Here is a 19450-nt window from a genome sequence, read left to right as displayed (position 1 = left end):
GAATTAGGTTAAGATTAAGTATAGCGTTTTTTTTAAGAGACGGAAAGGATGAGCCTACATGATTTATTCATATCAAAACAAAAATCCTCGTATTTCAGACAGTGCTTTTATTGCTGATTACGTAACCATCTCCGGTGATGTCGAGATTGGAGAGGAATCAAGCATCTGGTTTCAAACGGTTATTCGTGGTGATGTGTCGCCAACACGTATTGGAAAAAGAGTAAATATCCAAGATCAGTCTATGCTTCATCAAAGTCCCGCTTATCCAATCATTATTGAGGATGACGTGACAGTTGGACACCAAGTTATGCTTCATAGCTGCACAATTCGCGAAAAGGCTCTGATTGGCATGGGCTCTATCATTCTCGATGGCGCGGAAATTGGCGAAGGTGCTTTTATAGGTGCCGGAAGTCTTGTTTCTCAAGGAAAACAGATACCACCTAATACACTTGCTTTTGGACGCCCGGCTAAAGTCATTCGAGAGCTTACAGAGGAAGATCGTGCGGATATGGAACGGATTCGCACAGAATACGTGGAAAAAGGCCAATATTATAAGCAGCTTCAATCTAATCACAACGCGCAGGGATAAATGTAAAACTTCCCTTGACCGATACAATAAGCAAACAAAAAACAAGCGCCATCTAATCGATGACGCTTGTTTTTTTCTATAAATTATCCTACTTTTACACTTGCTTGTTCTTTAAGAATGGCAGCCTTGTCTGTCTCTTCCCAAGGCAAGCTCACATCTGTACGACCAAAGTGACCGTATGCTGCAGTTTGCTTATAAATCGGACGACGTAGATCAAGCATACGAATGATACCAGCTGGACGCAGGTCAAAGTTTTTGCGGACAAGCGACACAAGCTCTTCTTCTGATACTTTACCTGTTCCAAATGTATCAACTGAAATAGATACAGGCTGAGCTACCCCAATCGCATATGCAAGCTGAACCTCTGCTTTATCAGCTAGACCTGCTGCAACAATGTTTTTCGCTACATAACGGGCCGCATATGCACCTGAGCGGTCAACTTTTGTTGCGTCTTTCCCAGAGAATGCGCCTCCACCATGACGTGCATAGCCGCCATACGTATCAACGATAATCTTACGTCCTGTTAATCCAGCATCCCCTTGTGGTCCACCAATAACAAAACGTCCAGTTGGGTTAATGAAGTATTTTGTATCTTCATCAATTAATTCAGCAGGTACCACATGCTTAATCACATGTGTTTTTAAATCATGCTGAATTTGCTCAAGTGTTGCTTCCGGGGCATGCTGAGTAGAAATAACAATTGTATCCACTCGAGCAGGTTTTCCTTGCTCATCGTACTCAACTGTTACCTGAGTTTTTGCGTCTGGACGAAGATAGTCAAGAATTTCTTCTTTACGTACTTCCGCCACACGACGTGCAAGCTTATGGCTTAAAGAGATCGGAAGAGGCATTAATTCCTTCGTTTCATTAGTAGCAAAACCAAACATTAGCCCTTGGTCTCCTGCACCAATTGCTTCAATCTCCGCTTCAGTCATTTGTCCTTCACGCGCTTCTAGCGCTTTGTCCACACCTTGAGCGATATCTGCTGATTGCTCATCAATTGAAACAAGAACTGCACACGTTTCGGCGTCAAATCCGTATTTCGCACGTGTATAGCCAATTCCTTTAATTGTGTCTCGCACCACACGTGGAATATCCACATATGTACTTGTTGTAATTTCTCCTGCAACTAAAACCATTCCTGTTGTAACCGAAGTTTCACACGCCACACGAGCGTTAGGATCTTTCTTTAAGATTTCATCTAAAATTGCATCAGAAATTTGGTCACAAATTTTATCAGGATGCCCCTCTGTTACCGATTCTGAAGTGAATAATCGTCTGCTTCTAAGTTCTGTCATGTTAAACATCACCCTTCCAATTGAGTCTAAGCTTCTCTTATCAGCCTAATCACAGGTTGAGATTAAATATACACAATAAAAAACCCTTCTCCTCTATATTGAGGAAAAGGGTTGAAATGTTGTCCTTTAACCTCTTATCGTTCAAGGCAATTGCCTTGCAGGTTAGCACCTTTCCACTTTTTAAAAAGTAGTGGTTGCTGGGCTTCACTGGGCCTGTCCCTCCGCCGGCTCTCCGATAAGATCCGTTCGCCATGAAGTATATATCATTCCTCCGTGAAAGTCAATCCATTCAAGGCTCTCAAGTCTTGCGGTTTCACATTTAAAAAGGATAACGATATAAAGTATAGACTATTAATTTGAATGTGTTATACTAATTGAAAATCAGAATAAAAATACGCTAACTAATTGGAGAGGAGCTTCACATAATGAACATACTAAATACAGCCATCACACTTGAGGGCCTACTATCTCAATCTACAGTAAAGTATGACCTTTCTGTTCCTAGTCTAGTAAGTAAAGCACTGCAAAATAAAGAAGGCGTGCTAACCGAAAGTGGTGCCCTTAGCGTCGAAACCGGTACATATACCGGGCGTTCGCCCCGAGACAAATTCATCGTAAATGAAGATTCGGTTGAATCACTTATTAACTGGGGTGCTGTCAATCAACCGATCTCCAAGGAAACGTTTAATGCCCTTTATGATAAAGTCCTAGCTCACTTAGCAGAAAAAGAAGAAATCTTTGCGACTCATGGATATGCTGGAGCAGATACAACATACCGTCTACCTATTCGCATCATTAATGAATTCGCATGGCACCAACTTTTTGCTAAACAGCTGTTTATCAGATCAGATGAAACACCTGAGAACGCGTGGCAGGATGCTTTTACCATTGTTTCAGCTCCTACATTTAAAGCAGACCCTGAAACGGACGGAACACGCTCCGAAGCATTTGTGATCATATCATTTGAAAAACGTATTGTATTAATTGGTGGAACAGAATATGCAGGAGAGATGAAAAAATCGATCTTTTCTGTTATGAATTATTTATTACCACTTGAGGGAGTTCTCCCGATGCACTGCTCAGCTAACACAAGCACAGAGGGCGACGTCGCTTTGTTCTTTGGCTTATCAGGAACAGGTAAAACGACTCTTTCAGCAAGCCCAGATCGTTTATTAATTGGCGATGATGAACACGCCTGGTCAGCAAATGGAGTGTTCAATATTGAAGGTGGATGCTACGCTAAATGCATCAATCTTTCTCTTAAAAATGAGCCTCAGATATGGAATGCGATCAGATTTGGCACAGTGTGCGAGAATGTGGTTGTAGCGGAAAATGGGAAGCCTGACTATGACGATGTATCACAAACGGAAAATACACGGGCTGCGTACCCGATCCATTACATTCCAAATGCACTTGAGCCAAGTATCGCTGGACACCCTTCAACGATTATCTTTTTAACTGCTGATGCGTTTGGTGTTTTGCCTCCAATTAGTAAGCTGACTAAAGAACAAGCTATGTATCACTTCTTATCTGGATACACGAGTAAGCTTGCAGGCACTGAGCGAGGCGTGACAGAACCCGAAGCCACATTCTCCACGTGCTTTGGTGCGCCTTTTCTCCCTTTACCTCCTAAGCATTATGCAACAATGCTAGGTGAATTTATTGACACGCACAACGCCCAAGTATTTTTAGTCAATACAGGATGGTCAGGTGGACCATATGGTACTGGTGAGCGCATGAGCCTATCTCATACACGTGCAATGGTGCAAGCAGCCTTACAAGGCGAATTATCACAAGTTGAAACGACACAGGACGATTTCTTTGGATTGCATGTTCCCACTCAATGCCCTGGAGTGCCTGATAACGTTCTTAATCCGAAGACTACATGGGAAGACCCCAAAGCGTATGATCAGAAAGCATCAGAGCTTGCCAACCAATTTAAGCAAAACATCTTGAATTTTGATGATTTGTCAAAAGACGTTTTACAAGCCGGTCCGAAGTAATCCAATACACAAAAAGAAGAGCTCCCTTATGTGGGAGGCTCTTCTCTTTGTACATTATTGTCGCTTCATCCATTTTGCTGCTTCTTGCAGGATCACTTGCTGCTGGCGAATCGGAAATTGGTGACTAAATGTTTTAAAATACCAGCTTTCCACATGCTTATTTTCTTTCTCGAGCAAGGTTTCCAGCTGATACGCATGTTCAATGGATACATGCTCATCTAACTCCCCATGAATAATGAGCACAGATCCATGGATGTCCTTCAACTGATTCAACGGAGTTCGAAAATCATAACGCTCCGGATATTTAGTAGGAGTTCCTCCGATGACACGTTTCATCATTCGCCTTAGATCCACTCGTTCACGATACGTTAAAAACATGTCAGTCACGCCACTCCAACTGATGATGCTTTTTATTTCTTTCCGGTGAATAGCAGCCCAAAGCGCCATGACACCGCCTCTTGAGAAACCAATCGCATGAATGCCCTGTTCTTGATCAAATCGTTCATTCTCTTTTAGTACATCTACCGCATGCACCGCATCTAACCGGTCTTGACCTCCAAAGTCTTCGTTGCCTTCTCCTCCTTTATTTCCTCGGTAAAAAGGACCAAAGACAATAAATCCTTCAGATGCCCACTGAATTAATCGTTGAATACGAACCATTCCTACATTTTTGATCCCACCCCGAAGGTACAAAAGACCAGGTAAAGACTTGCTCCAAATAGGCTCAGCTAAATAGCCTTTTACCTTATACCCCTCACTCCAATAGGTCAGAATGTATAGATGTATATCCGGATGTGGTGAAGGTACTCTTTGTTTATCAATAATTCTATCCAATGGATCACACCCACTCAAATTGACGGTCATGTATGTATTGGAGACAATTTTTTAGCACATTATCTTTCATGATAAAGCTATATTCTTCATGCTCTCCAATATCACTTGGTAACTCATCCACCAAGACCGGTCCGTTTGTTTCATAATAATGATCGCTCTGATTTAATTCATAGATTGTAGCCATGTAAACATTCTTACAGATGTCTAAATCAGGTACCGTATACTGTCCTAGGTAATACAGGTTTGAAACGACAGCGCCCGTCTCTTCTAACACTTCTCGTTTCGCTGCATCCTCTGCCCGCTCACCAGGCTCAATCTTACCACCTGGAAACTCAAGACCTCTTTTTTTGTGATTTGTTAATAACCACTGATCCTGAAAACGGCAAATGACCCACACATGCCTAGGCGAGTCGGAAAAGGGAGCTTTTGCGAACGAGAGATAGACAGTTCTTTGATAAACATCCAGAAAGGTATGCATAATCGTAGTTGACTCCCTCTGCTTTTTTTAGCAGTATACCTTTTCTGTTAATATGCGTCCAACGTTAACTCCATGAGCCTTTAACTGACTTCTCTGGCTTGAGCAAAAGGAACGTTAGAACAAGTGCAATACAGCTTAACAATGCATGTAGAGAAAAAAGAAGAAAGTGATTTACTTCTAATAACGCAGCAAAAATTGGAGGACCCATCGCCACTCCAACAAATCTCATGCTGCTATATAATGAAGTGATTGAGCCCCTTTGCTTTTGTTCAATTCCTTCCGTAACAAATGCATCTAAACTAGGTAGAGCTGCTCCTATTCCAAGACCTGCTAAAAACAAAGCTGCGAGTAGCACATAGATGTTATCTGAAAATGCGATCCATAAAGTCGAACCTGTTACAAGGGCTAGTCCTCCAACGGTATACCACTTCATTAACAATTTATCTTGTCCGATAAGTTTACCGGTTACGTATGACGCAAAGCATAAGGCAGCTAGTGGAAATGCGAGTACAAATCCTTTCTTTAAGTCATGAATGCCATAGTCTTTTTCAAGGCTAGTTGATAAATAAAATAACAATCCGAAGATTAAATACATACACAAACCGCCTACAAAAAAGACAACAAATAACCATTTCCCCTCACGTTTAAAAGTCTTCTTAATTGATTTCACAAAGGGCTTAAAGGCTAATGGCTTATCCTTTTGCTTTGGTACGTGTACAAGGAGCAGAAGCATAACAATGGAAATGAAACAGAATACCGGAAAAGAGAAAAACGGGAGAAACCAGACAAACGAAGCTAATAGCGCGCCAAGGATTGGGCTGATGACTTTACCGAATGTATTAGATGTTTCTACAAGTCCTAGTCCGGAACTAACCTCTTTTTCTGAAGTAAATATGTCTCCGACTAAAGGAAAGGCGATCGGTGCAGCTCCTGCAGCTCCAATTCCTTGTAGAAGTCTGCCAATGAGAATCCAACTGTATGCAGAATCAAACTTCCAGGCAGCAAATCCAGCCAATGCACCACCGAGTCCAGCAAGGATAAGGCTCGGAATGATGACTTGTTTTCGCCCAATATGATCAGATAAATATCCTGCAAGTGGAATAAAAATAATAGCAACAATCGAATAAACGGTAATCAACAAACTTGCCTGTACCGAACTAATCCCAAGTTCTTTTTCTATCGTTGGTAGAACTGGAATAAGCATTGAATTACCAAGCGTCATAACGAGCGGAATTGATGAGATCGAAATGATTCCCCATATGCTTTTATTCTGCACACATTCTCCTCCTTTTTTACATACTCCGACTCTTAGTATGAGGCGATCCCACATATCTATACACGATCAAAAAAAGAAGCGATAAGACCATGGTCTCTCGCTTCTTTAGTACATATATGATTATAATAAAACGTAATTTCCACTTTCCTTTAAATCTTTATACACTTCATTTAACGTTTTTTCTGAATATGATTCTAAATTCTCGGTTCGTTGTTTAAAGCGCTCGAGAAGACTTTCTGTTGAATGACCATCTGTTAACAGTTCCTCCAACACATCTTCAAGCACATCGTCACGTCCTAGCACGATTCTTCCTTTAAAAATAATGCTGTACCCATCACTTAATTCCTTAATGGATTCGATGCTTGTAATCATGGCCGCTGGATGGTTGTCTTTGCTCGTAATGATCACATTAAGAAACACATGGCGATTAGCCTTTTGTTCACCTTCAAAGAAGTGCATATCCTCTTCGGACACAACAGCGTCAATAAACCACGTTCGCTCCTTATTTTCCATACTAATAATGAGACCATCTTTTAATGGAATCGATTCTTGTCTTATGGATTCATTGTCTCCTGCTAAAAGATAAAGTGCATGAAGCTTAAAGGTCTTCATAATGACTGACACCTCCCACTAAACATTACTCTCACCTCTTATTTAACCATAGTGGACATTGTAAGTAAATCGAATCCATATGAAAAGGCAATAAAGGAGTACCAATTATGTACCCCTTTATTGCCTCCATTCAAACACGTCTTGTCATCACGTCATTTATGAAGTTTTTACGTTTCTATAGAGTGATTCAGTCTGCTGTTGTTCCATCCATTTAACAAAATTATCCTCTTCAGGTGTCAACTCGCGTCCAAGTTTTGCTCTGCAGTCTTCAACCAACTCTTCATATAAATTTTTACATGTCACTTTACATGCCCCATTTCTATTAGAACGTAAACTTTAAGCATCGCGACTTTCATACGCCATCCTTTCCATCAACTTATTCATAAATGTGGACGATATGACTTAAATCTTGAATTTTCAACAATTCATTTACAGCGTCTTATGAACTATGTTTAGATTTCTCTTCGTCTAAATCGTCGGAGTCGCAAAATGTGAATCTACTTTATGCTGTAAATCACGTTGTTCTAGCTCTTTTTGTAAAAGCATAATAAAGTCTTCGTTCAAGCGAAGCTCCTTCGCCTTTACATACGCCTCCACTAACATATCGTTATTTAAATTTTTCATCAGCTCTCCGACACACACTCCTATTTTTAGAATTGGTCTTGCTCATACGCTTCTTTTAATTGAGTAAGTCCCTTCTGAAGCGTCTCTCTTGGACATGCCAAATTAAGTCTCTCATAATGTTGACCTTCAGCCCCAAACATTGGACCATGGTTTAATGCTATTTTTGCTTTCTCAACTAGCCATTTCTTGCGCTCTTCTGCCTCAAGCGGCACATCCCTAAAGTCAAGCCAAAGCAAGTACGTCCCTTGTGGTTTAATGACTTTGATCTTCGACATATGCTTGTCAATAAAGTCTTGTACAAAACGGTAATTAGCTTGAACATATTGCATCAGCTCATGAAGCCATTCTTCTCCTTCGTTGTAAGCCACTTCCGTTGCAATACCAGCAAACGAATTTTGACCATTCATATAGGTAGATTCAAGATACTTTTTAAAATCAAGTCTTCTTTTCTTATGTTGGATGACAAGATAAGATGCAATAATGCCAGCTAAATTAAACGTTTTTGTAGGAGCAAGACAGGTGAATGTCCGCGCAGCCATATCCTCATTAATTGATGCCAACGGGATATGCTTGTATCCGTCAAACAATAAGTCGGCATGAATCTCATCAGACACCACTAGTAAGTCGTGCTTTTTACAAAGAGCAGCTAATGCCTCAAGCTCGGACCTTGTCCAGACTCGACCTCCAGGATTGTGTGGGTGACAGAAAACCAGCATTTTTGTTTTTTCTGAGATCGACTGCTCTAGTTGATCTAGGTCCATTTCAAACTGTCCATCATCTCTTTGCAACAGAGGATTTCTAACAATCGTTCGGTCATTACTTGTAATCACATCATAAAACGGATAATAAACGGGTGTTTGGATCACGACCTCTTCACCCGGCTCAGTAAAAACCTTTATCAGATTGCTAATAGACGGAACAATTCCAACCGTATGAACGATTGAGTGGGAATCAATCTGCCAGTCATATCTTCGGTCTGTCCAACGAACAATCGCTTCGTCAACAGTTGAAGAAGGTGTCATATAACCAAATATGCCTTGCTCTACACGTTTATGTAGGGCATCTAGAACAGGCTGTGGTGCTTTAAAATCCATATCAGCAACCCACATAGGAAGCAAATCACTTGCTCCATAACGACTTTGTAACCCATCCCATTTTAGAGAATTTGTACCTTTTCGTTCAAACACTTGATCAAATTGACTCATCCTGACACTCCTTCATCTGTCTAACAAAGCGGCGCATTGTTAGAACAATCCGTTTGATAATTTCGATATCCTTTTTATAATTCCTTTAAGAATTTTGAAGCTTTCGTTCGACGAAATTCGGTAATTGGTTAATTATTCTTTATTCTACACACTCTATCTAATAAAAATCAATTGTTTAAGACTTACAAAATTAAGGTATTGTAAGTTCAGATTATATAAAAAGGAGCAGGCCATGAAACGATCTTCTCTTACTAAACGACATCTATTACTTATTCTCCCCATCGTGTTTATCATTCTCTATGTTAGTACGATCATTTATGGTGTAAATCGTCCACTGCCGGATAACGACCTCTCGTATCAAAGCGACTTAAAACCGGTCACAAGTCCCACATTCCTCTCTGATTTGTCCTTTACACAAAACAACAATCAAGTCTTTGAACAGGAAATCTTTGATTACGTTAAGGAAATGATTCAGCAAGCAGAAGGATTTGTTGTATTCGATATGTTTTTATTTAACAGTATATATGGTGAGGATGAGAGCTTCCCGGCACTTGCGGAGGATATGACCCAAGCGCTTATCCAAAGGAAACAGGAAGATCCTGATCTTGCCATCACAGTCATTACAGATCCGATTAATACAATGTACGGAGCGAATGTCCCTGATCACCTGCAACAGCTAGAAGAAGCTGATATTCCCGTGATTATTAGTGACCTTGACTCATTACGTGATTCCAATCCGCTCTATTCCGCCTTCTACAAACTGTTTCTTAGATGGGATACAGTAGGTAACATTGGTGGACTCCCTAACGTATTAGGCTCAAACGGGAAAGATGCGAATCTTCATTCCTACCTCACTTCATTAAATGGTAAGGCCAATCATCGTAAGATCATGTTAACCGATCAAGAGGCTTTAATTAGTTCTGGAAATCCTCACGATGCAAGTGCTTTACATAATAATGTAGCCATTGCCTTTAAAGGAGAGCTTTTAGAGGACTTACTTAAAACAGAAGAGGCTGTTGCACGATATTCAGCAAATGCAATGATCGAAGCTCCAACGCTTGACTCCTCAGCTGATGAAACAGAAACAGATGTGTATGGTGAAATCCTAACAGAACGTCCAATAAAAGACCGTGCGCTTTCTATGATAAATGAGGCAGCGACTGGCGATACAATCTGGATTGGACTTCTCTATTTATCAGAACAAAGCATAGTTGACGCATTGATAGAAGCCGCAAACAATCAAGTGGCCGTTCATATTGTGTTAGACCAAAACGTCGAATCCTTTGGAAACAAAAAAATAGGCTTACCCAACAAGCCAGTGGCAGCCAGGTTAATGAAGGAAGCGGAAGATCATCTTGAGATACGTTGGTATGAAACGAATAAGGAACAGTATCATCCTAAGATTCTCTTTTTAGATTCCTCAAAGGGTTCTCAGTTACTTAGTGGCTCAGCCAATTTCACACGTAGAAATCTTGATGATTTAAACCTTGAGACGAACATTTATTTGACCGGTCCACAGGATGCGGAAATCATGAACGAGACACGTGTATACTTTAACCGGATATGGTCGAATGATGGCGCCATCTATACCTCTGACTACGAAACCTATGCGGATGATTCTCTATGGCTTAGAGGTATTTTCACGATTCAGAAATGGACAAACCTCTCTACTTTTTAATATCACATCATTCATTCCCTCTTCCTTCAATTGGTCCTCTGACATCTTGAACTGAGTGTGATAAACTGAAGCGTAGAGATTAGCAAAGAAGGGTGTTAAAAGATGAGCGTGTTATCAGTAAGTAAATTAAGTCACGGATTCGGAGACCGTGCCATTTTTCAAGATGTTTCATTTCGACTCTTAAAAGGAGAGCATATCGGATTAATTGGTGCAAACGGAGAAGGAAAATCCACCTTCATGAACATCATTACCGGGAAGCTAATGCCGGATGAAGGAAAAGTGGAATGGTCTAAAAATGTTCGTGTTGGTTATCTTGATCAGCACACAACACTGCAAAAAGGTCAGACGATGCGCGACGTGTTAAAAAGCGCGTTTCAATATTTATTTAACATGGAAGCCGAAATGAATAGTCTATACGATAAAATGGGTGACGTAGATCCAGACGAATTAGAAAAATTGTTAGAGGACGTAGGTGTTATACAGGATACACTTACAACGAATGATTTTTATGTGGTTGATTCAAAAGTTGAAGAAATTGCGCGTGGACTTGGTCTTGATGAAATCGGCCTAGATAAAGATGTAACCGATCTAAGTGGAGGCCAACGAACCAAGGTCCTTCTAGCCAAACTTCTTCTTGAAAAGCCAGACATTCTGCTTCTGGACGAGCCTACAAACTATCTTGACGAGCAACACATTAATTGGCTAACGAGATACTTACAAGAGTATGAGAACGCCTTTGTGCTGATTTCGCACGACATTCCATTTCTAAATCGAGTTGTTAACCTCATTTATCATATGGAAAATCAAGAATTAAACCGCTATGTTGGTGACTATGATCACTTCCTAGAAGTACATGAAATGAAGAAACAGCAGCTAGAAGCAGCGTTTAAACGTCAACAGCAAGAAATTTCGCAGCTGAAAGACTTTGTTGCTAGAAACAAAGCGCGTGTATCTACTCGTAATATGGCCATGTCTCGTCAGAAAAAATTAGATAAGATGGATGTCATTGAGCTTGCCAAAGACAAGCCAAAACCTGACTTTCATTTTCATACAGCTAGAACTCCTTCCAAATATGTATTTGAAGCAAAAGACTTAGTCATTGGCTATGATGAACCTTTAACAAAACCATTAAATCTGGAGCTTATCCGAAATTCAAAAATCGCCTTAACAGGGGCCAATGGGATAGGGAAAACCACACTTCTTAAGAGCTTACTCGGATTAATCAATCCGCTAGAAGGTCAAGTGATTAAAGGAGATTATCAAGAGATTGGTTATTTTGAACAAGAGGTTAAGGATTCAAACAAAACATGCATTGAAGAAATCTGGGATACTTTTCCTTCATTTACTCAGCAAGAAGTTCGCTCTGCTCTCGCTAGATGTGGCCTAACCACTAAACACATTGAAAGTAAGATCATGGTGCTGAGTGGTGGAGAAAAAGCAAAAGTTAGACTATGTAAGCTGATGAACAACAAAACAAATATACTCGTTCTCGATGAGCCAACCAACCATTTAGATGTGGATGCCAAGGCCGAATTAAAGAGAGCCTTACAAGAATATAAGGGAACCGTCTTACTCATCTGTCACGAACCTGAATTTTACGATGGTCTCGTAACAGAGGTTTGGAACTGTGAAGAGTGGACAACAAAAGTGATTTAAGGTCAAAATGTAGGGGATGAACATGTCAGAACAAACACCGTTTATTGTGGTTGAAGGTCCTATTGGAGTGGGAAAAACCACACTCACAAAACTGTTGGCAGCTGAATTTTCATATGCCAGTCTCACTGAAATCGTTGAAGAAAACCCATTCCTCGGTAAGTTCTATGAGAATATCGAGGAATGGAGCTTTCAAACTGAAATGTTTTTTCTATGTAATCGATACAAACAGCTTGAAGACACACAGGAAAAGCTCGATCTCGGCATACCGGTAGTTGCCGATTATCACGTCTTTAAGAATTTGATTTTTGCTAGACGAACATTGCCTACGCACCAGCTGGACAAATATGTTCGCATCTATGATATTTTAACGGAGGAAGTACCAGAGCCATCCGTTATCGTTTATATCCATGCAAGCCTACCTACTTTATTAAAACGTATAAATCAACGAGGTCGAAGCATCGAGCAACAAATTGATCCAGACTATTTAAGTCAGCTCATTACTGATTATGAAGAAGCCATTTCGCAAATGGCAGCGATGTACCCGCATGTCCCGATTATTAAAATCGATGGAGATCAATACGACTATGTAGAAAATTCAAAAGACCTAGAACACATTTTCAATCTCATTCGCGAGATTACATCTTAAGGAGATTATGAAATTGAACCTACGAGAAAAATATAATATTCCAGATCATGCCTTAATTACAGTAGCCGGAACCGTTGGTGTTGGTAAGTCAACATTAACCAAAGCACTAGCAAGCGAGCTTGGTTTCCGCACATCCTATGAACAAGTAGACGATAACCCGTACCTAGATAAATTTTACGCGGACTTTGAGCGTTGGAGCTTCCACCTTCAAATTTACTTTTTAGCTGAACGTTTTAAAGAGCAAAAAGCAATGTTTGAAGCTGGCGGGAACTTTATTCAGGATCGTTCCATCTATGAAGACACAGGAATATTCGCCAAAATGCACGCAGACAAAGGTACGATGTCTGCCGTTGATTACTCTACGTATAAAAGCTTATTTGATGCCATGGTCATGACACCTTATTTCCCACACCCGAATCTGCTTATTTACTTAGATGGTAGCTTCCAAGACATCGTCGATCGCATCCAGCTACGTGGCCGCGAAATGGAAAAACAAACTCCACTCTCCTATTGGGAAGAGATGTACGATCGCTACCAAAAATGGATTGCCGAGTTTGACGCATGCCCTGTCTTAAAAATCAATATCAACGAATATGATCTATTGAACGATGATCAAACTCTCGAGCCGATCATCAAAAAAATCGGTGATAAAATGAGCCGTCCTGGCGCATTAATTCCAGAATAAACGAAGATGAGCCCCCTCCATGATGGAGGGGGCTTTGTATGATCGTAATTGTTTGTTGATTCTGAGCTCTCTTCGTCGATTCCGAGCTCTCTTCGTTGATTCTGAGCTCTCTTCGTTGATTCTGCTCTCTCTTCGTCGATTTTCGAGCTCTCTTCGTCGATTCCGAGCTCTCTTCGTCGATTCCGCTCTCTCTTCGTTGATATCGCTCTCTCTTCGTCGATTCCACTCTCTCTTCGTTGATATCGCTCTCTCTTCGTTGATATCGCTACTATCTCTTAAAAAAATACTCCCCCGCTACAATTCGGTTGCGGGAGTGTTTTACAGGTTCGAGACTTCCTTGATTTGAAGGAGATTCAGGTCGCACGGGTTCTTCGACAATGCTTCTCGCCTTTTCCATCTTTCCTTGCTTACATAGCTTTATTAATTCCTCCAACTCTTCTCTCATTAGAAAGCTGACGTTTGTGGCTCCAGCTAAGTTCCAGCAAGAGTCAGTTACATCTTCTGCAGACGTGATCACAAGCGCAGCATCAGCTTGGTAAAAAGACTTGGCTGCATGTATTTCTTGTACAGAGGTGAGCCCGAGCTTGGCTTGATAGCGTTTGGCTTGTACAATTACCTTCTGTTCCTGTTCATTCATAAATACAAGATCAGCCCCATAATCTCGGCTTTTTTTAGTGATAAATGTTTCATAGCCAATGGCCGTAAAAAGCACTAATAAATAATCTTCAAAATCATGTCCTGACATCTGATCAATGTCTTTCATTGTGATTTTAGCAACGTCATACCGCTTACGCTTTTTTAGACGCAGGATTAACCACAACAGTCCACCTACAAATAGTAACCCAATAATAAGTGCCCACGAGCTATTAACTTCAAACATCTTTAAAATTCCTTCCCTATAAAAAAAGAGTGCATAGCCCTTGGGCTAGCACTCTTTAGTATAAAGCTTTTCTACCTTATTTCAAATCTTCAATTGAATCAATGTCCATGTATTCAGGTACAACTAGACCTGTTTTTGCACCTTCGAAGTTTACACCAAGATCTACCACTTGGTCCTCGTAATCTTCAAAGTACTCTTGGTGAGTTAGTGGTAACCAACCAGCAACCATTGCATCTTGTTCACCATTTGCAATTCCTGCCCACATAAATGCACTTTCCATAGAGTTGATTTCAACATTATACCCAATTGATTCTAGAACGTTTTTGACAACATTTGTAGAAGCAATTTCTGAATCCCAAGATACGTATGCAAGAGAAATGCTATCTCCGTCAACTTCGCTTACTCCGTCAGTCCACTCATCCACTTGATCTTGATGAGATTCAACCCATTTGGCAGCTGCTTCTTCAGGGTCTGTTCCTTCTTGTATATCAAGCATCACTTCACCCATATCATCTTCTGACCAGTAGAAGTTATCTAATACGGTATTTGCCTCTGGAGCATCCTCCGCTAGACCATCACGCGTAAATGTATGAATACTTTCTTCTTCTCCGAATACATTTTCTGGATCATCAAGATATTTTAAATCATATGTCGTAAACATCCAATGTGGTGTCCAACCCGTTACAACAATTGGCTCTTCATTATCAATTGCATTACCAAGCGCTTCTGTCATTGCAGCACCTGAACTCGCTTGAAGAGCTAGATCTAACCCATATGTGTCAATAGCGTTTTGAGCAGCACTCATTACGCCAGCACCACCGTCAATACCAGTGATTTCATTCAAGCCTGATCCATCATTACCTGAAGTTTCATTACTTGTTTCTGCACCATCGTTGTTATCACCACAAGCTGCAAGCGCAAGGATTGAAGTTAACCCAATAGCAAGTCCCATTTTCTTCGTATTCATTTTCATAATTGAACCTCTCCTTTTATCTTTATATATTTTAACCAATCGTAAAATTGATTAATGCCCTTGTTCAATGTTCTTGTTGAACACTTGAGTCAGTCTATCTAAGATAATCGCAACAATTACGATAGCAATACCAGCTTCAAAACCTACCCCTACATTATTCTGACCAACAGCCGTATAAACGGATTGTCCTAGTCCACGTGCACCAATCATTGCAGCAATAACTACCATTGATAGAGCAAGCATAATACTTTGGTTTACACCAGCCATGATTGTACCTTTTGCCATAGGCAGCTCCACTTTAATAAGCTTTTGAGAACCAGTAGATCCAAATGCATCAGCAGCTTCAACAAGCTCTGTAGATACTTGTCGAATTCCTAAATTTGTTAATCGAACTGTTGGTGGCATCGCAAAAATAACAGATGCAACTACACCAGGCACCATTCCAATTCCAAAGAAAGCAACTGCAGGAATTAAGTAAACAAAAGCCGGCATTGTTTGCATGAAATCAAGAATAGGTTTAAAAATACTCTCTACAATAGAACTTTTAGCCATCCAGATACCAAGTGGAATTCCAATGATAATAGAAATAAGTCCAGCAGTTAACACAAGGGATAGCGTATCAATCATTTGACTCCAATACTGAAGATTGTCAATTAGTAGTAGACCAATGAGAACAAATAAAGCTAGACCCCATTTTCGTTTATGAAGTAAGAAAGTACCTACAGTTATTAAAATGATCCATACCCAAGATGGAGGTAATGATAAAACCCAACCAAAACCATCCACACACAAACTGATAAAATTTCTTATTCCTGAGAAAACAACACCTATTGCATCAGAACCTTTTATCCAATCAACAATCCACTCAATCCAATCAGATAGTGGTAGACGTGGTAGTGTATCCATCAAAATCAACCTCACTTCCAGACAGAGCTCCAAGTACGGCTCCTCTTACGATAATTCCTCTTAATTTGTTTTCTTCCACTACTGCGAGTGGTACTGAACTTGTTGAAACCTGTTCAAACAAATCAGCCAAAGTGGTTTCCGGTGTAACTCTGGTTAAATCATTCTTAACAATCGATTCAACCGATGACTCACCTGACTTGATCAGATCAGCCACTTCCTTCGCATGTACAATTCCTACAAGCTCTTTGTTTCGTCTTGTTACAAAGATACTTGAGATCCCAGCATCCTTCATGCGTTGCAGAGCAACACGTGGTCCATCTTTCTCAAGATTTACAGTTTCAGGTCGAATCATCACGTTTTCTGCCGTAAATACTTTTGAACGATCCACATCTTCGACAAATTTCTCAACATACTCATTTTTAGGCTTCTGCAGGATTTCTTCAGGTGTGCCTACTTGGACAATCGCTCCATCTTTCATAATCATAATACGATCACCAATTCGAAGAGCTTCGTCAAGATCATGCGTAATAAAAATAATTGTTTTCTGCATTGTTTCTTGAAGATCTAGTAATTCATCTTGCATGTCTTTACGAATAAGTGGATCAAGCGCTGAAAAGGCTTCATCCATTAGTAAAACATCTGGATCATTCGCAAGTGCTCTCGCAAGTCCAACACGCTGCTGCATTCCACCAGAAAGCTGACTAGGATAGCTTGATTCGTACCCTTTTAGCCCAACTAAGTTTAGAGAGGTTGTTGCAGTCTCACGTCTCTTTCCTTTAGGAACTCCTTGAACCTCAAGTCCGTACTCTACATTTTCAAGGATTGTTCGATTTGGAAACAATCCGAATTTTTGAAAGACCATACTCATTTTCTTTCGACGAACTTCCCGAAGCTTCTTATCATCCATCTTCGCAAGATCGTCTCCATCAATCATAATGCTACCTGTAGTCGGCTCAATGAGTCGATTAAGCAAGCGCACAATTGTTGATTTACCACTACCTGACAACCCCATAATGACAAAGATTTCTCCATCATGTACTTCAAAATTTGCTTGGTTTACTCCTACTGTCATTCCTGTTTCTTTTAGGATATCGTCTTTACTGTTTTTCTTTGCTAGTAAGTCTAAGGCTCGTTTAGGTTTTTTTCCAAATACCTTCGTCAAACCTTCTACCTTGATTTTTGCCACAGATTGTTCACCTCTTTGTCATCGTCCTGTCATATTCAACTTCTTAACTATACAGTTTTAAAAAAAATTGAGCAATTTTCATATAATGGACGAATTGATTATATTTTATGTACAGTTTAAACTGTACGCTTTTAACGATGTTAATGCTAACATATCCTCCTTATTCCTCACGTATCATCGCTCACATAACAGTTCTTCCTCCTTATTTAATTTGCTACACTTTAGTAGGAGACATAAGGAGGTCGCTTAACTTGGTCAAAGAAACAGAAAACCCATGTCATCAAATTGAAAAAGCACGCGAAGATTTGATCCAGGAGCTTTCTCAGAATATGCATCTATATGGCATCTCCGAGTCGGTTGGACGTCTGTACGGTACTGTTTTATTTGCAAATGAACCGGTGACGCTTGATGAAATGAGCCAATCACTTGGAATGAGCAAAACGAGTATGAGCACAGGTATGAGAATACTATCAGAAGCAAATATGGTTGAGAAAGCCTGGAAGAAGGGTGTACGCAAGGATTTATACCAGCCTGTTGATGATTGGTATAAGTCTTTTTCAACGACTTTCGTGAAAAGATGGAAGGTATCTGTTGTAAACAACCTGCAAGCTGTTCATCAAATGAGAGATACGTTATTAGATATAGAGCAGAATCAAGAGCTGAACTCAACTGAATACACTGTCGTAAAAGCAGATTTACACACACTAGAGCAAGCAGAGAAATATTACAATTGGCTTTCAGAAGTGACGGAGCTATTTGAAAGCGGTCAAATTTTTGAGTTAATCCCCAAAAAAATAACTAAGTCTTTAGAATGATTCACATACTAAGTCTTTTGACTCCGTTACTTTACCCGAATTTCTCTCTTTTCAAACGTTTATTTGTTCTAATACGAAAAAACCCTGGAAATTAGTCATTTCCAGGGTTACTTCATTTATTCTAAAACATCATCAATCTCTTGGACCATCTCTGCTGTTGATTGTAAGCCTCCACCTGATAAATACCAGTAATCTGGGTTAAGCATTACAATATGATCTTCTTTTGCTGCGTCCGTGTTATTGATTAACTCATTATCTAACACTTGAGTAGCTGATGAATCACCTCCACTTACTGCTGCACCGCGATCAACTACAAACAGATAATCAGGATTTTTCTCTGCTACATATTCAAATGAAACACTTTGACCATGAGTATTCACTTCAATATCTTCATCAACTGGTTTAACACCCAATACGTCGTGAATTAATCCAAATCGTGAGCTCGGTCCATACGCACTTAAAGACCCATCGTTTACAAGTACGATTAATCCTTCCGTGCCATTTTCTTCAACGTGATCTGCTACTTTATCTATTTTTGCATGAACTTCCTCTATTTTCTGTTCAACTTCATCTTCTTTATCGAAAATCTCTCCTAATATACGAGTGTTTTCTTCAAAAGAATTGACGTAATCAGCATTGTCTACACCTACATAAATAGTAGGAGCAATTTCGGATAGCTCATCATATGCGTCGCTTTGTCGACCAGAGATAACGATTAATCCCGGTGCCATTTCACTAATCTTCTCAAAGTCTGGTTCCTTTAAACTACCTACATTCTCATATTTGGAGTCTTCGTATTTACTTAAGTAGCTTGGTACGTTTGTTTGAGCCACACCGGCAACGTCAACACCTAATTCATCTAATGTGTCTAACGCACCAAAATCAAAGACTACTACGTTCTCGGGGTTTACAGGCACGGTTGTTTCTCCTAGTTCATGACTTACAACTACTTCCTCTGGTTGTTCCCCTGCTTCACTTGCAGAATCATTCTGGTCTCCTTGCGCTGCGTTACTATCCGTTCCGCAGGCAGCAAGCATAGCGCCTAATACAATAGTTACTCCCATTAGTGTCCAGTTCTTTTTCATTTTCTACACTCTCCTCTAATT

General features: G+C 40.2%; 19 protein-coding genes and 1 riboswitch. Of the genes, 7 read left to right on the top strand and 12 right to left on the bottom strand.

Annotated elements, in window-relative coordinates; genetic code table 11:
- Positions 1-58 precede the first annotated feature (58 nt).
- On the top strand, positions 59-589 hold the full coding sequence (locus JNO66_RS15265) for a gamma carbonic anhydrase (protein WP_203089438.1): 531 nt from the start codon (positions 59-61) through the stop codon (positions 587-589).
- 83 nt (positions 590-672) lie between these two features.
- Here JNO66_RS15265 and metK read toward each other — a convergent pair whose 3' ends face one another.
- A complete protein-coding gene (gene metK, locus JNO66_RS15260; RefSeq protein ID WP_203089437.1) occupies positions 673-1887 on the bottom strand; it encodes a methionine adenosyltransferase in 1215 nt (404 codons plus the stop codon).
- A 131-nt stretch (positions 1888-2018) separates the two neighbouring features.
- A riboswitch (SAM riboswitch) is annotated at positions 2019-2129 on the bottom strand.
- Positions 2130-2312: 183 nt separating this feature from the next.
- Here metK and pckA point away from each other — a divergent pair.
- Positions 2313-3890 (top strand): phosphoenolpyruvate carboxykinase (ATP), encoded by a 1578-nt coding sequence (pckA, locus tag JNO66_RS15255; RefSeq protein ID WP_203089436.1) that lies wholly within the window; start codon positions 2313-2315, stop codon positions 3888-3890.
- A 54-nt stretch (positions 3891-3944) separates the two neighbouring features.
- Here pckA and JNO66_RS15250 read toward each other — a convergent pair whose 3' ends face one another.
- From JNO66_RS15250 to JNO66_RS15225, 6 genes are all read right to left on the bottom strand, one after another.
- A complete protein-coding gene (locus JNO66_RS15250) occupies positions 3945-4754 on the bottom strand; it encodes an alpha/beta hydrolase family protein (RefSeq protein ID WP_203089435.1) in 810 nt (269 codons plus the stop codon).
- A complete protein-coding gene (gene ytkD / locus JNO66_RS15245; protein WP_203089434.1) occupies positions 4729-5202 on the bottom strand; it encodes an RNA deprotection pyrophosphohydrolase in 474 nt (157 codons plus the stop codon). Before ytkD ends, JNO66_RS15250 begins: the two co-directional genes overlap by 26 nt.
- Before the next feature lie 64 nt (positions 5203-5266).
- On the bottom strand, positions 5267-6478 hold the full coding sequence (locus JNO66_RS15240; RefSeq protein ID WP_273753569.1) for an MFS transporter: 1212 nt from the start codon (positions 6476-6478) through the stop codon (positions 5267-5269).
- Positions 6479-6598: 120 nt separating this feature from the next.
- Positions 6599-7090, bottom strand: coding sequence for a YwpF family protein (locus tag JNO66_RS15235; RefSeq protein WP_203089432.1), 492 nt, complete (start codon positions 7088-7090; stop codon positions 6599-6601).
- 468 nt (positions 7091-7558) lie between these two features.
- Positions 7559-7714, bottom strand: coding sequence for a sporulation histidine kinase inhibitor Sda (sda, locus tag JNO66_RS15230; protein WP_203089431.1), 156 nt, complete (start codon positions 7712-7714; stop codon positions 7559-7561).
- A 26-nt stretch (positions 7715-7740) separates the two neighbouring features.
- The gene (locus tag JNO66_RS15225; protein WP_203089430.1) at positions 7741-8919 is read right to left on the bottom strand and encodes a MalY/PatB family protein; all 1179 of its coding nucleotides are present in this window, start codon (positions 8917-8919) and stop codon (positions 7741-7743) included.
- Positions 8920-9151: 232 nt separating this feature from the next.
- On the opposite strand from JNO66_RS15225, the gene JNO66_RS15220 reads away from it, so the two are divergent.
- The 4 genes from JNO66_RS15220 to JNO66_RS15205 all read left to right on the top strand — a co-directional run bounded on the left by JNO66_RS15220 (position 9152) and on the right by JNO66_RS15205 (position 13584).
- Positions 9152-10597, top strand: a complete 1446-nt coding sequence (locus JNO66_RS15220; protein WP_203089429.1) for a phospholipase D-like domain-containing protein — start codon at positions 9152-9154, stop codon at positions 10595-10597.
- 102 nt (positions 10598-10699) lie between these two features.
- Positions 10700-12253 (top strand): ABC-F family ATP-binding cassette domain-containing protein, encoded by a 1554-nt coding sequence (locus tag JNO66_RS15215; protein WP_203089428.1) that lies wholly within the window; start codon positions 10700-10702, stop codon positions 12251-12253.
- 22 nt (positions 12254-12275) lie between these two features.
- Entirely contained in the window at positions 12276-12899 is a 624-nt protein-coding gene (locus tag JNO66_RS15210) for a deoxynucleoside kinase (protein WP_203089427.1), read from the top strand.
- 13 nt (positions 12900-12912) lie between these two features.
- Positions 12913-13584: a deoxynucleoside kinase gene (locus tag JNO66_RS15205; protein ID WP_203089426.1), complete on the top strand. Its 672-nt coding sequence runs from the start codon at positions 12913-12915 to the stop codon at positions 13582-13584.
- Between the two features lie 268 nt (positions 13585-13852).
- Here the strand turns inward: JNO66_RS15205 and JNO66_RS15200 are convergent, their stop codons facing one another.
- From JNO66_RS15200 to JNO66_RS15185, 4 genes are all read right to left on the bottom strand, one after another.
- Positions 13853-14464 carry a restriction endonuclease gene (locus JNO66_RS15200; RefSeq protein WP_203089425.1) on the bottom strand — a complete coding sequence of 204 codons (612 nt, stop codon included), beginning with the start codon at positions 14462-14464 and terminating at the stop codon, positions 13853-13855.
- A gap of 76 nt (positions 14465-14540) precedes the next feature.
- Positions 14541-15437 (bottom strand): glycine betaine ABC transporter substrate-binding protein, encoded by an 897-nt coding sequence (locus tag JNO66_RS15195; RefSeq protein ID WP_246483319.1) that lies wholly within the window; start codon positions 15435-15437, stop codon positions 14541-14543.
- Positions 15438-15488: 51 nt separating this feature from the next.
- Positions 15489-16343, bottom strand: a complete 855-nt coding sequence (locus tag JNO66_RS15190; RefSeq protein ID WP_203089424.1) for an ABC transporter permease — start codon at positions 16341-16343, stop codon at positions 15489-15491.
- Positions 16312-17529, bottom strand: coding sequence for a quaternary amine ABC transporter ATP-binding protein (locus JNO66_RS15185; protein WP_203089423.1), 1218 nt, complete (start codon positions 17527-17529; stop codon positions 16312-16314). The genes JNO66_RS15190 and JNO66_RS15185 overlap by 32 nt, the downstream gene beginning before the upstream one ends.
- 251 nt (positions 17530-17780) lie before the next feature.
- Here JNO66_RS15185 and JNO66_RS15180 point away from each other — a divergent pair, with 251 nt between their 5' ends.
- On the top strand, positions 17781-18344 hold the full coding sequence (locus tag JNO66_RS15180) for a GbsR/MarR family transcriptional regulator (RefSeq protein ID WP_203089421.1): 564 nt from the start codon (positions 17781-17783) through the stop codon (positions 18342-18344).
- A 116-nt stretch (positions 18345-18460) separates the two neighbouring features.
- Here the strand turns inward: JNO66_RS15180 and JNO66_RS15175 are convergent, their stop codons facing one another.
- Positions 18461-19429, bottom strand: coding sequence for a siderophore ABC transporter substrate-binding protein (locus JNO66_RS15175; RefSeq protein WP_203089420.1), 969 nt, complete (start codon positions 19427-19429; stop codon positions 18461-18463).
- Between the last annotated feature and the right edge of the window lie 21 nt (positions 19430-19450).

It is taken from the genome of Alkalicoccobacillus gibsonii, from assembly GCF_016798245.1.
Taxonomy (GTDB): Bacteria; Bacillota; Bacilli; order Bacillales; family Bacillaceae_D; genus Alkalicoccobacillus; species Alkalicoccobacillus gibsonii.
The sequence above is the reverse complement of the archived record's forward strand: the minus strand, read 5'-3'. Positions and strand labels throughout refer to the sequence as shown.

What these genes read in the sequence shown, in the direction of transcription:
- JNO66_RS15195 (WP_246483319.1), bottom strand. Translation starts at nt 15,437, where the DNA reads ATGAAAATGAATACGAAGAAAATGGGACTTGCTATTGGGTTAACTTCA.
- JNO66_RS15220 (WP_203089429.1), top strand. Translation starts at nt 9,152, where the DNA reads ATGAAACGATCTTCTCTTACTAAACGACATCTATTACTTATTCTCCCC.
- JNO66_RS15215 (WP_203089428.1), top strand. Translation starts at nt 10,700, where the DNA reads ATGAGCGTGTTATCAGTAAGTAAATTAAGTCACGGATTCGGAGACCGT.
- ytkD (WP_203089434.1), bottom strand. Translation starts at nt 5,202, where the DNA reads ATGCATACCTTTCTGGATGTTTATCAAAGAACTGTCTATCTCTCGTTC.
- pckA (WP_203089436.1), top strand. Translation starts at nt 2,313, where the DNA reads ATGAACATACTAAATACAGCCATCACACTTGAGGGCCTACTATCTCAA.
- sda (WP_203089431.1), bottom strand. Translation starts at nt 7,714, where the DNA reads ATGAAAAATTTAAATAACGATATGTTAGTGGAGGCGTATGTAAAGGCG.
- JNO66_RS15225 (WP_203089430.1), bottom strand. Translation starts at nt 8,919, where the DNA reads ATGAGTCAATTTGATCAAGTGTTTGAACGAAAAGGTACAAATTCTCTA.
- JNO66_RS15200 (WP_203089425.1), bottom strand. Translation starts at nt 14,464, where the DNA reads ATGTTTGAAGTTAATAGCTCGTGGGCACTTATTATTGGGTTACTATTT.
- metK (WP_203089437.1), bottom strand. Translation starts at nt 1,887, where the DNA reads ATGACAGAACTTAGAAGCAGACGATTATTCACTTCAGAATCGGTAACA.
- JNO66_RS15235 (WP_203089432.1), bottom strand. Translation starts at nt 7,090, where the DNA reads ATGAAGACCTTTAAGCTTCATGCACTTTATCTTTTAGCAGGAGACAAT.
- JNO66_RS15250 (WP_203089435.1), bottom strand. Translation starts at nt 4,754, where the DNA reads ATGACCGTCAATTTGAGTGGGTGTGATCCATTGGATAGAATTATTGAT.
- JNO66_RS15210 (WP_203089427.1), top strand. Translation starts at nt 12,276, where the DNA reads ATGTCAGAACAAACACCGTTTATTGTGGTTGAAGGTCCTATTGGAGTG.
- JNO66_RS15175 (WP_203089420.1), bottom strand. Translation starts at nt 19,429, where the DNA reads ATGAAAAAGAACTGGACACTAATGGGAGTAACTATTGTATTAGGCGCT.
- JNO66_RS15265 (WP_203089438.1), top strand. Translation starts at nt 59, where the DNA reads ATGATTTATTCATATCAAAACAAAAATCCTCGTATTTCAGACAGTGCT.
- JNO66_RS15190 (WP_203089424.1), bottom strand. Translation starts at nt 16,343, where the DNA reads ATGGATACACTACCACGTCTACCACTATCTGATTGGATTGAGTGGATT.